Below are 12999 nucleotides of genomic sequence, written 5' to 3' on the forward strand. Positions count from 1 at the left end.
GGTGAACAGCGCGTGACGGTCCTCGGGTACCACGATGAGGGCGTGCCCCGCTCATTCCGAACCCTTTCGAAGCTCCGCCCCGGCGACCGCGTCGCCGTGCTCTCGCCGTCGTTCGCGGCGCCCGGCTTCGCCCCCGCGGTGCACGAGCAGGCGCTCCGCCGCATCCGCGACGAACTCGGGCTCGAGCCGGTCGAGTATCCGACGACGCGGATGCTGGGGGCCGACCCGCGCGCCCGCGCCACCGACGTCGAGGCGGCGCTCGCGGCATCCGACGTCCGTGCCGTCTTCGCGAGCATCGGCGGCGACGACCAGATCACCGTCGTGCCGCACGTCGACCTCGCGGGCGCGCTCGCCGACCCGAAGCCCTTCGTCGGGTACAGCGACAACACGCACCTGCTGAACGCGCTGTGGCAGTCGGGCGTCCCTGGCTTCTACGGCGGGTCGACGCAGGTGCACATCGGCGCGGGGCCGGGGGTCGACGGCATCCATCTGCAGTCGCTGCGCGCCGCGCTGTTCGACGGCGGCGAGCTCGAGCTGACCGAACCGGGCGAGTCCGAGGACACCGGTGTGGACTGGCTCGACCCGCGGGCGCTGACTTCGTTCGGCGACCGGATCCCGACCGAGCCGTGGTCGTGGTCCGGACCGGCGCGGGTCGTGGAAGGTCGCACGTGGGGCGGGTGCCTCGACGTGCTCGACGAGATCGCCCTGGCGGGGCGGATGCCGGAGCTCGAGGACCTCCGCGGCGGCATCCTCCTGCTGGAGACGAGTGAGGAACTGCCCTCGCCCCGCCTCGTCGCGCGCTGGGTCCGCGCACTGGGCGAGCGCGGCGTGCTCGGCGTCGTCGCGGGCGTCGTCGTCGCGCGGCCGCCGGTCAGCACATTCGGCGACGAACCGGATGCCGAGACCCGGCGCGCGCGCCGCGAGGCGCAGCGCGAGGTGGTCACCGGGCTCGTCGCCCGCTACAACCCCGACGTCGTCGTCTGCGTCGGCGTGCCCTTCGGGCACACGCGTCCGCAGTGGATCGTGCCGTACGGCGGGACGATGCGTCTCGACGGCGTCGAGCGGCGCGTGTTCGCCTCGTACGACTGACCGGGCGGGCTCAGCCGGAGGCGACCGGGAACAGGCCCGCGACCCCCACCGCGTAGAACACGAGGACCGTCAGCGAATCGACGCCCATCCCCAGTACCCGCCGCGGAGGACGGAAGATGAGCCCGACCACGTAGACCAGGGTCAGCAGGGCGGCGAGGGCGGTGAGGTAGATGTCCGTCGCGCCCGCGCGCGGCAGGACGGCCTGCCCAGAGATGACGGTCGCGCCGAGGAAGAGCACCGGGAGGAACGCGTTGCCGCCGAAGATGTCGCTCATCGCGAGGTTGTCGTCGCCCTGCCGGATCGCCTGCAGGCCCGTGGAGATCTCGGGGAGCGAGGTCGCGAGGGCGAGGAACGTGGCGCCGAACAGGACGCCCGAGAGCCCGATGTCCTCTGCGATGGCGTCGCCGGCGCGCTCGAGGACGACACCGGCGCCGAGCGTCGCCGCGGCGGCGACCAGGAAGATTGTGACGACCAGCCATGTAGGCCGGCTCTTGTGGGGGTGCTGCGGCTTCGAGCGGCGGTGTCCGGGGGTGTGCGGCGACGCGTTGTCGACGGTTCCGCTGCCGCTCCAGGGCAGGTGGCGACCGGCGCGCCGCACGAGCAGCAGACCCGCGATCCAGAGCGCGGTGATGAGGACGACGTCCGGCGTGAGGCGCAGGGCGACGAGTCCTTCCGGCAGCTGGCTGCCGGCCACGACGGCCGCGAGCACGGCCACCACGACGAGCCCTTCGAGGACCAGCACGAGGGATGCCGCGCGGTAGGTCAACGGCTTCACCCCGCGGCCCCGGCGGCCGAACGCGTCGAGCACGACGAGGACGACGGTCTGCAGTGCGATGCCACCGAGGATGTTGCCGACCGCCACCCCGAGGTTGCCCGCCGCAGCGGCGCTGACCGTGATGGCGATCTCGGGCAGGTTCGTCGCGACGGCGAGGATGATCAGCCCGCCGAAGGCGCTGCCGATGTGCCAGCGCGCGTCGAGCACGTCGGTGGTCTTCGAGAGTTGGATGCCGGCGACCCAGACGACGGCGGCGGCTGCGACGAAGACGACGACGACCAGCCAGAACGGGAGCGAGTTCACCGCACCACTGCACACCCGGAGGCGGCCGTCTGCCTAGCGGTTGACGGCGCCGGCAGAGCGTCTCCTACGAGGACGGGTCGACGACCAGCGCGTACTCGGTACCCGACCGCGTGCGTTCGACGAGGTCGTGGTCGACGAGGTGCCGCCGGAGGGCGGCGACGTCGTCGGTGAGGGCTTCGAGCCGCTCGTTGATCCCGCGTTCGTCCAGGACCTCGCCGGGGACGAGGATGCGGGCGGCGAGGAGCGTCAGCAGTTCGCGGCGTTCGTCCGGATTCGACGGGTACCCGATCACACGTCCCTCGCGCGAGAGGTAGCGGGCGACACCCGTCGGCCTCACCGCGGCGGGTGCGGAAGCGAGGACGCGGGCGAACGCTTCGCCGTCCGCCCGCAGGTCGTCCGTGACCAGTCCGGCGCGCCGCATCGTCTCGACCACGTGGCGCCGCCGCGACGGCGACAGGCCGCCGAGAGCGTCGTCGGCACGGGCGCCGAGCGTCAGCCGGGCGAACGCTTCGCGGACGCGGTCGTTCGCGAGCGCGGCCACGAGCGGACGCCACTGGTCATCGCCCGATCGGTCCATGCCAGCACGCTATCGCGCGGCGGGCAGCCTCAGCATCGCGACCGGCCGCGCCCCCGGCACGCCCTCGATCGGGCTGAGCTCCTCGAACCCGAGGCGTCGGTAGAGGCGACGGTTGTCGGGAGTGGAGGATTCGAGGTACGCGGTCTGTCGGGTGGTGTCGAGGGTGTCGAGCTGCGCCGACAGCAGCGCCCTGCCCACACCTCTGCCCCGCGCCGCGGCGCTCACCCCGATCTCGGCGAGGTACCAGTGCGGGGCGCGCGGACGGTGGCGCGCGAGGCGCGAGAGCAGGGACAGGGCCCGCGGCATCCCGAGCCAGCCGAGCGCCCGCGCGAAGCGGGGGAGCTCCGACGCCTGGCGTGCGAGCGCCCCCCGCTCGGCGTGCGGCCCCTCCCACGCGGCGACGCCGAGGATCGTGCCGTCCGCATCGCGCGCGAGATCGACCGTGCCCGTCGCGTACGGCCCACTGGCGAGCAGGCCGTGGAACAGATCGGTGAGCCGTTCGTGCCGACGCCGCGTGCCCGGCACGACAGCCGCCATGACGGGGTCCTGCGCGAACGCTTCGGCGAGGATCGTGGCGGCGGGAGCGAGGTCGGTGGAGCGGGCGGGGGTCACGCTGATCATGAGATCTCCTCAATTGGTCCGGGTGGATAAAACTAGTATGGATGCCACCACGCGCCGCACGCTCGGAGATCACTGTGAACGACCCGTCACCTCGCCGGACCTATCTCGACGTCGACGATCGCCGACGCCAGCTGCTAGACGCCGCGGTCGAGGTGATGGTGCACGACGGGGTCGCCGCGCTGTCGCTCCGCAGCGTCGCGCAGCGAGCGGGCGTAGCCCACCGCGTCGTGAGCTACGCCTTCGGGTCGAAGGCCGATCTCGTGACCGCCCTGCTCGAGCGGGAGTCCGGGCTGCTGACGCGCCGGCTGTGGGCCGAGCCGCTCGCACCGCTCCCCCTCGGCGATGCCGTCGCTGCGGCGCTCCACACCTTCGTCGCCGAGCTGCGGCGCGAGCGCGTACGTCACGAACGCCTCGCCGAGCTCACCGCGATGGCCCGCTCATCCGAGGCGCTCGCCGGTGCCGCACGGGCCGAGACCGAGGCAGTCCGCGGGGAGATCGAGCGGCTCGTCGAGGCGTGGATCGCGTCCCGCGACGGTGTGCTGACCGCGCCGACGGCGACGCTCGTGGCCGTCGTGCATGCGGCGGCCGAGGGACTCGCCGCGTGGTGGCTCGCGACCGGAGACGACGACCACGTCGACGATGTCATCCGGGTGTTCGCCGCGGGGCTCGCCGCATTCGAACGCGCGTAGCGGACGCACAGCAGACCCATCGAGAAACCGCCCTACGCTGGCGGGACACCGAGGAGGACACACGACGATGACTTCGACACCGCCGGCATCCGATCTGCAGGAACGCCCCTGGCTGGCCGCTTACGCGCCCGGCGTCCCCGCAGACATCGACCCCGTCGACGAGACGCTCGTCGACCTGCTCGACCACTCGGTCGCGCGCTACGGGTCAAAGGTCGCGACCGAGTTCTTCGGCGCCGAAACCACCTACGCCGAACTCGGCGAGCAGGTCTCGCGCGCGGCGAACGCCCTGCGCAAGCTCGGCGTCAGCGCCGGCGACCGCGTCGCGCTCGTCCTCCCGAACTGCCCGCAGCACATCGTCGCGTTCTACGCCGCGCTGCGCATCGGCGCGATCGTCGTCGAGCACAACCCGACCTATACGGCCCGTGAGCTGCGGCACCAGTTCGAGGTGCACGAGGCCGTCGTCGCGATCGTCTGGGACAAGATCGCCGACATGGTCGCCGAGTTCCCGAGCGACATCGCGCCCGCCGCGATCGTCGCCGTCGACATGACCGACGCCCTGCCCTGGGCATCGCGCACCGCCCTGCGCCTGCCCGTCCCCGCCCTCCGCGAGCGACGCGAGGCGCTGACCTCGAAGCCGACCGCGCGTGGGATCATCCGGTGGTCGCAGTTCACGAACGCCCGCCGGCTGCCCCGCAAGTACGCGCGGCCCGTCCTCGACGACACCGCGCTCCTGCAGCTCACGAGCGGGACGACCGGGATGCCGAAGGCCGCCGTCCTCTCGCACCGGAACCTCCGCTCGAACGCGGAGCAGGGGCGCGCGTGGGTGCCGGGGCTGACCGAGGGCGAAGAGACGTTCTACGCCGTCCTCCCGATGTTCCACGCCTACGGGCTGACCCTCTGCCTCACCTTCGCGGTGTCGATCGGGGCACGGATCGTGCTGTTCCCCAAGTTCGACGTCGACCTCGTCGTGGGCGCGTTGAAGAAGTCGCCGCCGACGTTCCTGCCGGGTGTTCCGCCGATCTACGACGCGCTGTCGCGGGCCAGCACCCGCAAGGGCGTCGACCTCTCGACGATCCGCTTCGCGATCTCGGGTGCCATGAGCCTCCCGGTCCCCACCGTCACCCGGTGGGAGGAGGTCACGGGCGGGCTGCTCGTCGAGGGCTACGGCATGACCGAGACCTCGCCGGTCGCCCTCGGCAACCCGATCGGCCCGACGCGCCGCCCGGGCACCGTCGGCGTGCCGTTCCCCAGCACGGACATCCGGGTGGTCGACCCCGACGACCCGAACGTCGACCGTCCCGCCGGTGAGGCGGGCGAGCTCCTCATCCGCGGGCCGCAGGTGTTCCAGGGCTACTGGCGCCGCCCCGAGGAGACCGCCGCGGTCCTCCTCGACGGCGGATGGCTGCGCACCGGCGACATCGTCACCGTCTCGGAGGATGGCTTCGTCACCGTCGTCGACCGCGTCAAGGAGCTCATCATCACGGGCGGGTTCAACGTCAGCCCGAGCGAGGTCGAGCAGGTTCTGACGCTGCACCCCGACGTCGAGTCCGCCGCGGTCGTGGGCGTCCCACGGGCCACCGGCGGCGAGGACGTGGTCGCGGCTGTCGTCATGAAGCCGGGGACGGCGTTCGAGGCATCCGCCCTCAAGGACTTCGCCCGCTCGCACCTCGCCGCCTACAAGGTGCCCCGCAAGGTCGTGCAACTCGACGATCTGCCGCGCTCGCAGATCGGCAAGGTGCTGCGCCGACAGGTGCGGGAGCAGCTGACCGCGCGCTGATCTGTCAAGGGTCGTCGCGCCGGGCGGTGTCGACTGGCAGGGTGGATGCCGCACCCCACCCCGTCGAAGGAGACTCATGTCGCAGCGCACACTCGGACCGTTCACCGTCTCGGCCATCGGACTCGGCGCGATGCCGGTGTCGATGAACGGCAACGGTCTGCCCTCGCACGACGACGCCGTCGCGACGGTGCGCGCGGCGCTCGACGCGGGCGTGACGCTCATCGACACCGCCGACATCTACGCCCCCAGCTGGGACGAGATGGGCCACAACGAGCGGATCGTCGCCGACGCACTCGCCGGCTGGGACGGCGACCGGTCATCGATCGTCGTCGCCACGAAGGGCGGCATCACCCGGACGGCCGAGAAGGACTTCGGCCGCGACGGATCGCTCGAGTACCTCCGCAGCGCCGTCCAGAAGTCGCTCGCCAACCTGCAGGTCGACGTCATCGACCTGTACCAGTACCACCGCCCCGACCGCTGGATGGTCTACGGCGAGGTCATGCAGAACCTCAAGACGCTGCAGGACGAGGGACTCGTCCGCACGGTCGGCATCTCGAACGCCAGCGTCGAGGAGATCCAGATCGCACAGGAGGTCCTCGGTGAGGGCAACCTGACGAGCGTGCAGAACGAGTTCTCCCCGCGGCATCCCGGCAGCTACGGCGAACTCCGGTACTGCGTCGAGAACGGCATCGCCTTCCTGCCGTGGAGCCCGCTCGGCGGCATCGGCGGCGCCGGCTCGATCGGCGAGCGGTTCAGCGCGTTCGCCGAGATCGGCCAGGCGCACGGCGTCAGCCCGCAGCAGGTCGTCCTGGCTTGGGAGCTGTCGCTCGGCGAGACCGTGATCCCCATCCCCGGGGCGAGCCGCCCGGCATCCATCACCGACTCGTTCCAGGCCCGGAACCTCGAGCTCTCGGCCGACGAGCTCGCTCGCTGCTCGGCCGCCGTCGGCATCGAGGTCTGAGGGTCGGCCGCTGTGCCGAGTGCAGGTTCGGTGCGCACCGAGCGGCCCATACGGGTCTGATGCGGCGTTCTGACCTGCACTCGGCACGTTCAGGCTTCGTCGCCGGCTGTTGCGCCATCGGCGCCGAGGCCTCGGGTCCGCTCGACCTTGGCGCCTGGTTGCTGCGCCGAATGCAGGTTCAGCGCGCGCAGCGGTAGCCGTAGCGGCCCGAAGCTGCGGGTGAACCTGCACTCGGCACGTCAGCCGGCCTTGAGCAGGTGCTCTCGCTCGACGATCTCGAGCGAGAGCACTTTGTAGCCCTCGCTGTCGAAGAACACCCGCATGCGGTCGTCGTCGATCGAGACGACGGTGCCGGCGCCCCATTCGCGGTGCGACACCTTCTCATCGATCTCGAACCCCGCGTCTGAAGCGGATGCCGGCTCCCGAACGACGTCGGCTGCCCCCGCCGCGCAGGTGTCGCAGTTGCCGCACGGCTCGTCGAGGTCTTGCCCGAAATAGCCGAGCAGCACCTGGCGCCGGCAGCGCCGCGTCTCGGCGTACTCGCGCATCGTCTCGATGCGGGAGCGCTCGATCCGCTCGCGCTCCTCGACTCGCTCGAGTGCCGCCGTCACGGCGGCACGCTCGTCGAGGTTCCGCCGCAGCGACACCCCGGACTTCGACGCGCGCGCCGAGCCGGTGTCGATCAGCAGCGTGAGAAGTCCCGTCACGCGGCGCGGTGACAGCCCGGATTCCTTCGCGAGAGCGGACTTCAGGCGCGCCCGCGTCGACATCGCCCGCATGAGGGCGCGAAGCTCGGCGGCATCCGGATTCTTCGTCGCGAAGTAGCGCCGCAGGGCGAGATCCTCCGCGCGGTAGTGCAGGGTGCCGTGGGCCTCCTCGCCGTCGCGGCCGGCGCGGCCGAGCTCCTGGAAGTAGGCGTCGATCGACTCGGGGACGTCGGCGTGGATGACGAATCGCACGTTCTCCTTGTCGATGCCCATGCCGAACGCGCTCGTCGCGACGACGACGTCGAGCTCGTCGCAGAGGAACTGCCGGTGCACCTCCGCCCGCTCCTTCGACGGGAGACCGGCGTGGTACGCCCGCGCCCGCTTGCCGCGCTCGGTCAGGTCGTCGGCGTACTGCTCCGCCGAGCGCCGCGTCGATGTGTAGAGGAGCCCCGGGACGGGAAGCGAGGCGACCTCGTCGACCACGGCGGCGCGCTTCTCGCGGTCGTCGCCGTGCCGTCGGACGCCGAGGCGGATCGACGGTCGGTCGACGTCGCCGATGTGGATGGAGGGGTCGTCGAGTCCGAGGCGGGCCGCGATCTCCTCGCGGACGGGGGTGGATGCCGTCGCGGTCAGCGCGAGGATCGGTGGTCGCCCGAGGCGCTCGGCGACCTCGCCGAGACCGAGGTAATCGGGACGGAAGTCGTGCCCCCACGAGGCGATGCAGTGCGCCTCGTCGACGGCGAGGAGCGCGATGTCGAGGGTGGCGAGGTCGGCGACGACCTCGTCGTTGGCCAGTTGCTCGGGTGCGAGGAGCACGTAGGTCGCCTCGCCCTCGCGCAGGCGGCGCCACGCCTCGGCGCGGGCCTTCTCGCCCCGCCCGGAGTTGAGGGCCACGGCCTTCGGCGCATCGGGGGCGTGCTCGAGACCGGCGAGCTGGTCCTCTTGCAGCGCGATCAGCGGAGAGACCACGACGGTGACGCCCGGCCGCAGGGCCGCGGTCACCTGATACACGGCGGACTTGCCCGATCCCGTCGCCCAGACGACGAGCACATCGCGCCCACCGGCTGCCGCTTCGATCGCGTCGAGCTGCGCCGGTCGTAGGTGCGTCAGGCCGAATCGCTCGGCGGCGACGCGCTCGACCTCGGCGCGATCGGGGGCGGACGATGCAGGGGTGGAGCGGCGTGGCATCCCTCCACGGTCGTCGAGGAAACGGCATCCGCGGACACCCTTGACACGCCCGTAGTATTCAGATGCCGGTCGAGGGGTTCGGCACGTCATCCTGGGGGACGCATGCGGTTTCAGTTTCGGTTCGTCGGCGCGCTGATCGCCGTCGTGGCGCTCGTGTTCACCGGTCTCCCCGCTCAGGCCGCCGAGATTGCACCGACGCGTATCACCGGGGTGCTCACCAACATCGACGGCGACGTGGTCCGGAACGTGACCGTCCGGTTCGAGAACGTCGACACCGGGCGCGTGTCGGACACGTCCCCTGACGTCGACGGGAGGTTCGGCAGCACTCTGCCCGCGGGCGATTATCGGGTGTCCGCGTCCTCGCATCAAGATCCGGCGCGCGAGGCGTACGGCGCCCTGTGGTACCCGGGCGTGGGGACCGCGGGAGAGGCTCAGATCGTGTCTCTCACGGAGGGCCGCACGGTCGATACGTCGTGGCAGCTCGGAGCCGTCGGCCCGGGGGTCACAGGAATCGTGACCGATGCGCTGACGGGACAGCCGGTCGCGGGGGCGAGCGTCTCGCTGGACGGGCCTCTTCGTACATGGGAGACCACGAACCGTGACGGCCGCTACCGGTTCTCGATGCTGCCGCCCGGAGAGTACGACGTCAGGGTCGACTCTCCCTCTGACGGCGATTACGTCGTCGCGACCACGTCGCTCACCGTGTCGGAAGGTTTCACGACGTGGTCCGTCTCCGCCGAGCCCACGGGCACCTTGCGTGTGACCACGGGGCGATACTCCTCGGTACGGGCCGATCTGATCCCCGTGGGCGAGGAGCGGGAGATCCACGCACCTACCGGCAGCAACGTCGTCAACGCCGAGGACCTCCCGCCAGGCGACTATCACCTGCGCATCAGCCCCGAGCGCGGCGTGCACGATTTCGTCGAGACCTGGTGGCCCGCCGGCGAAACGCGGGCTGATGCCGGGATCATCACGATCCGTTCTCGGCAGACGACCGAGATCACGGCCGACCTCGTTCGGGGTGGCGTCGTGGAGGGCAGGGTCGTATCCGCAGGAACGAGCGCACCGGTTGCGGGAGCCTACGTCACGGCATACACGAGCGCGGGTGTCGAAGCGGGATGGGCGCAGGCGGACGGTGACGGCCGGTATCGGATCCTCGCTCTGCGGTCGGGTGAGTACCGGATCACGTCGTCGGGCAATGGCCACTCACGTCTGTCGACGACCGCGCGGGTTCAGCTCGGCGAGACGACGCCCCTCGACATCGCCCTCTCGCCGCGGGGTGCTCTGTCCGTGACCGTTAGCGCTGACGAGATGATCGTCGGCCGGACCGTGTCGCTCTACGACGGCGACCTGAAACTCATCGCCAAGCGGCAGCTCAGTGAGCGTGGCCTGTCTGAGACAGTGACGTTCGACGACCTCGACGCCGGCGAGTACTTCTTGGGCGCGGACGGAAGCAGCGACATCCTGGGCGGCTGGTACGACGGCGCATCGACCAGCGCGGGAGCGCGGACCGTGACCGTTGTGCCCGGAGAGGTCACGCCGGTCGACTACCGGCTCAGTGTGGCGACGGCGGCGAACAGCGGAAGCATCTCCGTCGCCGCTGTCGGCCCGCGGGGCGAACCGGTGACAGGCTCGGCCGTCTGGCTGTACGACGCGGACGGTGTGGTTCGTGGGCGCGATCTTCTGCAGGTCGACCCGGTCACGTTCCCCGCCCTGCCGCCCGGCGACTATCGCCTGCGCTTCGCGGACAGCACGTCGGAACATCGTTACCGCTACACGACGACCTGGTGGGGCGGCAGCGACCTCGCGGATGCCATCCTCATCCACGTCGACGCCGGCAAGACGACGGCTGTCAGGCCGACGCTTGCGCGCACGCTCCCGTCGGAGTCGGCAACGATCGTCGGCACCCTCTCTTCGAAGCTGCCTGAATTGTTCGAGGGCGCGCGAGTCATCGCGTGGGCGGAGACCAGGAACTCCGTCGCACGGGCCGGCACCGGCATCGTCGATGCCAAGGGACGTTTCCAGATAGTCGGCCTGCTCCCCGGCCGGTACCACCTGCAGATGGACGATCATCCCCGCTGGACGGACGGTGTGGCCCCCGTGTGGCTGGCTTCGGAGGGTGACTGGAGGACCTCGCGCGTGTTCACCCTCGCCGAGGGGCAGACCGTCCGGGTCGACGAGAAGATGCCGGACGAGACGGATCAGCCGAACCACGCGACCCTGCGCGGGATCGTCAGGGAGAGCGGTGCTCCCGTTCCGGGGGCCGTCGTGACTGTGAGGGGTCGCACCGAGACCGTGACGGTGCGCACGGATTCATCCGGACGGTTCGAGGCGTGGCTCGAAGGCGGGCACAAGACGACGGTCGAGGTCGCCGCCCGAACCACGACGGTGAAGTACTCGACGCAAGTGACCGGTGTGAACCGCCGGATCTCGACGCTGGACGTAGCCCTCACGCGGGTGCTCGCGACGCCGACACCGACCCTTTCCGCGGCGCCGACCGTCGGACGCTCCGTGACCGCGAGGACCACCGGCTGGACGTCCGGGACAACCGTCACGTATCAATGGCGCCGGAACGGAAAGCCGATCGCCTCGGCCACGAAGTCGTCCTACACGCCGGTCGCAGCCGACCGTGGTGCGAAGCTGACCGTCACGGTGACAGGGAAGAAGGCGGGCTACGCCACTGCGTCCCGCACGAGCGCGGCGAAGGCGGTCGGTTACGGCACCCTGACCTCGTCGACCCCGCGGATCACCGGGGCGACCGCTCGCGGCAAGACGTTGACCGTCCAGCCCGGCGCCTGGACGCGTGGGACGTCGCTCACGTACCAGTGGTATGCCGACGGAGTTCGGATCAAGGGAGCGACTCGCTCGTCGCTGACGCTCACCTCCGGCCTCGTCGGGGACAAGATCTCGGTGAAGGTGACGGGCAGCAAGAGCGGGTACGCCACGCATTCGCGGTCCAGCGCGGCCACCGCCCGCGTGCGTCGATAAGGCATCATGGTCATAGGACCTGCACCGTGTACATCCCGAATCCTCTGCATCTCACGCGTCTCGCCGTTCGATCCGCACGAGGCCGCCACCGCACGTTCCGAGTACCTGAATCGAGCCCTCGTCGCAGGGAGCTGGACGAGCTCTGGACGCGCGCTTTCGGAGACGCGCCGCCCACCGGTCTGCTTCGAGACCTCTTCCCGGACCGTTGGGCTCGATTCCACACGCGCGGTCCCGCGGACGCCGCGTTCGACATCGACGCAGCCAAGACGTTGCGCGGGTTGCTCGATGATCTGCCCTGGGAAGGCCACTCGGATCTGCGGATGATCGTGGAAGACTACGGCGTCCTGGACATGGCCGGTGGATGGTCGAAGTCGGTACCGGTTGACAGCTTCGCTTGGCGGAAGTTGCCCGTCGACGAGGACGGGATCGCCGTCGCCTACTACTGGGCCAGTGAGTGGCCGTCCCCGCAAGCCGTCAACCAGGCCTTCCTGAAGATCGTGGCGGAGGAGGGGTACGCCGTCTTCACGGACAAGGAGGTGACCTGGGCGTTCGTCCCGTACTGGGCCGGAGTCGACATCATCTTCCCGTCGTCGCAGGAGCGCGACGAGTTCGTGAACGCCCATCGCGACCTGCTGGCGCCGCATCCGTCCGACCTCTGACGCCACCTGGCAGGATCCCGCCGCTCCCTGACCGTCGCGGGGGAGTGCCGCGTGCCAGGCTCGATGCGTGCAGATCCCGCCGCGAGACCTCGCCCTCGGCCGCGCTGCGCTCGTCGTGATCGACGTGCAGCGCGGGTTCGACGACACCGCGCACTGGGGCGAGCGCGACAACCCCGACTGCGAGGCGAACATCGCCGCACTCCTCGACCGCTGGCGCGAGCGCGGGTGGCCGGTCGTGTTCGTCCGGCACGATTCGACCTCGGATGCCTCACCGCTGCGTCCCGGCCAGGCGGGCAACGACCTCAAACCCGAGGTCACCGGCATCCCGGACCTTCTCGTCACGAAGAGCGTGAACTCGTCGTTCCACGGCTCGCCTGACCTCGACGCGTGGTTGCGCGCGAATGACATAAGGCGGATCGTCGTCACCGGAATCTCGACGAACCACTGCTGCGAGACGACCGCCCGGGTGGGCGGCAACCTCGGCTACGACGTGTACTTCGCCCTCGACGCGACCCACTCGTTCGACCGGACGGCGCCCGACGGCACCGTCATCCCCGCGGCGACCCTTGCAGCGATCACGGCGACGAACCTCGACGGCGAGTTCGCCACCGTCTGCTCGACGGCCGACATCCTCCGCTGAACGCGCCCTGTCGCCGCGGCGGGGT

At 70.7% G+C, this 12999-nt stretch carries 11 protein-coding genes; 7 read left to right on the plus strand and 4 right to left on the minus strand.

Features of this window, described 5'->3' with window-relative positions; genetic code table 11:
• Positions 1–42 precede the first annotated feature (42 nt).
• Positions 43–1089 (plus strand): LD-carboxypeptidase, encoded by a 1047-nt coding sequence (locus BLP38_RS00400; protein ID WP_091359360.1) that lies wholly within the window; start codon positions 43–45, stop codon positions 1087–1089.
• A gap of 10 nt (positions 1090–1099) precedes the next feature.
• On the opposite strand, the gene BLP38_RS00405 is transcribed toward BLP38_RS00400, so the two are convergent.
• The 3 genes from BLP38_RS00405 to BLP38_RS00415 form a co-directional block, all read right to left on the minus strand.
• Complete coding sequence (locus BLP38_RS00405; RefSeq protein ID WP_091351699.1) at positions 1100–2167, minus strand: sodium:calcium antiporter; 1068 nt, start codon at positions 2165–2167, stop codon at positions 1100–1102.
• 64 nt (positions 2168–2231) lie between these two features.
• Positions 2232–2744 (minus strand): DUF2087 domain-containing protein, encoded by a 513-nt coding sequence (locus BLP38_RS00410; RefSeq protein WP_091351700.1) that lies wholly within the window; start codon positions 2742–2744, stop codon positions 2232–2234.
• A 9-nt stretch (positions 2745–2753) separates the two neighbouring features.
• Entirely contained in the window at positions 2754–3365 is a 612-nt protein-coding gene (locus BLP38_RS00415; RefSeq protein WP_091351701.1) for a GNAT family N-acetyltransferase, read from the minus strand.
• A gap of 74 nt (positions 3366–3439) precedes the next feature.
• Between BLP38_RS00415 and BLP38_RS00420 the strand changes: the two genes are divergently transcribed.
• The 3 genes from BLP38_RS00420 (at position 3440) to BLP38_RS00430 (ending at position 6792) form a co-directional block, all read left to right on the plus strand.
• Entirely contained in the window at positions 3440–4054 is a 615-nt protein-coding gene (locus tag BLP38_RS00420; RefSeq protein ID WP_091351702.1) for a TetR/AcrR family transcriptional regulator, read from the plus strand.
• 67 nt (positions 4055–4121) lie between these two features.
• Positions 4122–5831, plus strand: coding sequence for a long-chain-fatty-acid--CoA ligase (locus BLP38_RS00425; RefSeq protein ID WP_091351703.1), 1710 nt, complete (start codon positions 4122–4124; stop codon positions 5829–5831).
• A gap of 76 nt (positions 5832–5907) precedes the next feature.
• Positions 5908–6792 carry an aldo/keto reductase gene (locus BLP38_RS00430; protein ID WP_091351704.1) on the plus strand — a complete coding sequence of 295 codons (885 nt, stop codon included), beginning with the start codon at positions 5908–5910 and terminating at the stop codon, positions 6790–6792.
• Positions 6793–7031: 239 nt separating this feature from the next.
• On the opposite strand, the gene BLP38_RS00435 is transcribed toward BLP38_RS00430, so the two are convergent.
• Positions 7032–8687 carry a RecQ family ATP-dependent DNA helicase gene (locus BLP38_RS00435; protein ID WP_091351705.1) on the minus strand — a complete coding sequence of 552 codons (1656 nt, stop codon included), beginning with the start codon at positions 8685–8687 and terminating at the stop codon, positions 7032–7034.
• Between the two features lie 102 nt (positions 8688–8789).
• Between BLP38_RS00435 and BLP38_RS00440 the strand changes: the two genes are divergently transcribed.
• The 3 genes from BLP38_RS00440 to BLP38_RS00450 all read left to right on the plus strand — a co-directional run bounded on the left by BLP38_RS00440 (position 8790) and on the right by BLP38_RS00450 (position 12974).
• The gene (locus BLP38_RS00440; protein ID WP_091351706.1) at positions 8790–11675 is read left to right on the plus strand and encodes a carboxypeptidase regulatory-like domain-containing protein; all 2886 of its coding nucleotides are present in this window, start codon (positions 8790–8792) and stop codon (positions 11673–11675) included.
• Between the two features lie 320 nt (positions 11676–11995).
• Positions 11996–12334 carry a DUF3885 domain-containing protein gene (locus BLP38_RS14185; protein ID WP_157681057.1) on the plus strand — a complete coding sequence of 113 codons (339 nt, stop codon included), beginning with the start codon at positions 11996–11998 and terminating at the stop codon, positions 12332–12334.
• 67 nt (positions 12335–12401) lie between these two features.
• Positions 12402–12974 carry a cysteine hydrolase family protein gene (locus BLP38_RS00450; protein WP_091351708.1) on the plus strand — a complete coding sequence of 191 codons (573 nt, stop codon included), beginning with the start codon at positions 12402–12404 and terminating at the stop codon, positions 12972–12974.
• The last annotated feature ends 25 nt before the right edge of the window (positions 12975–12999 follow it).

The organism is Microbacterium sp. LKL04 (assembly GCF_900102005.1).
Lineage (GTDB): Bacteria > Actinomycetota > Actinomycetes > Actinomycetales > Microbacteriaceae > Microbacterium.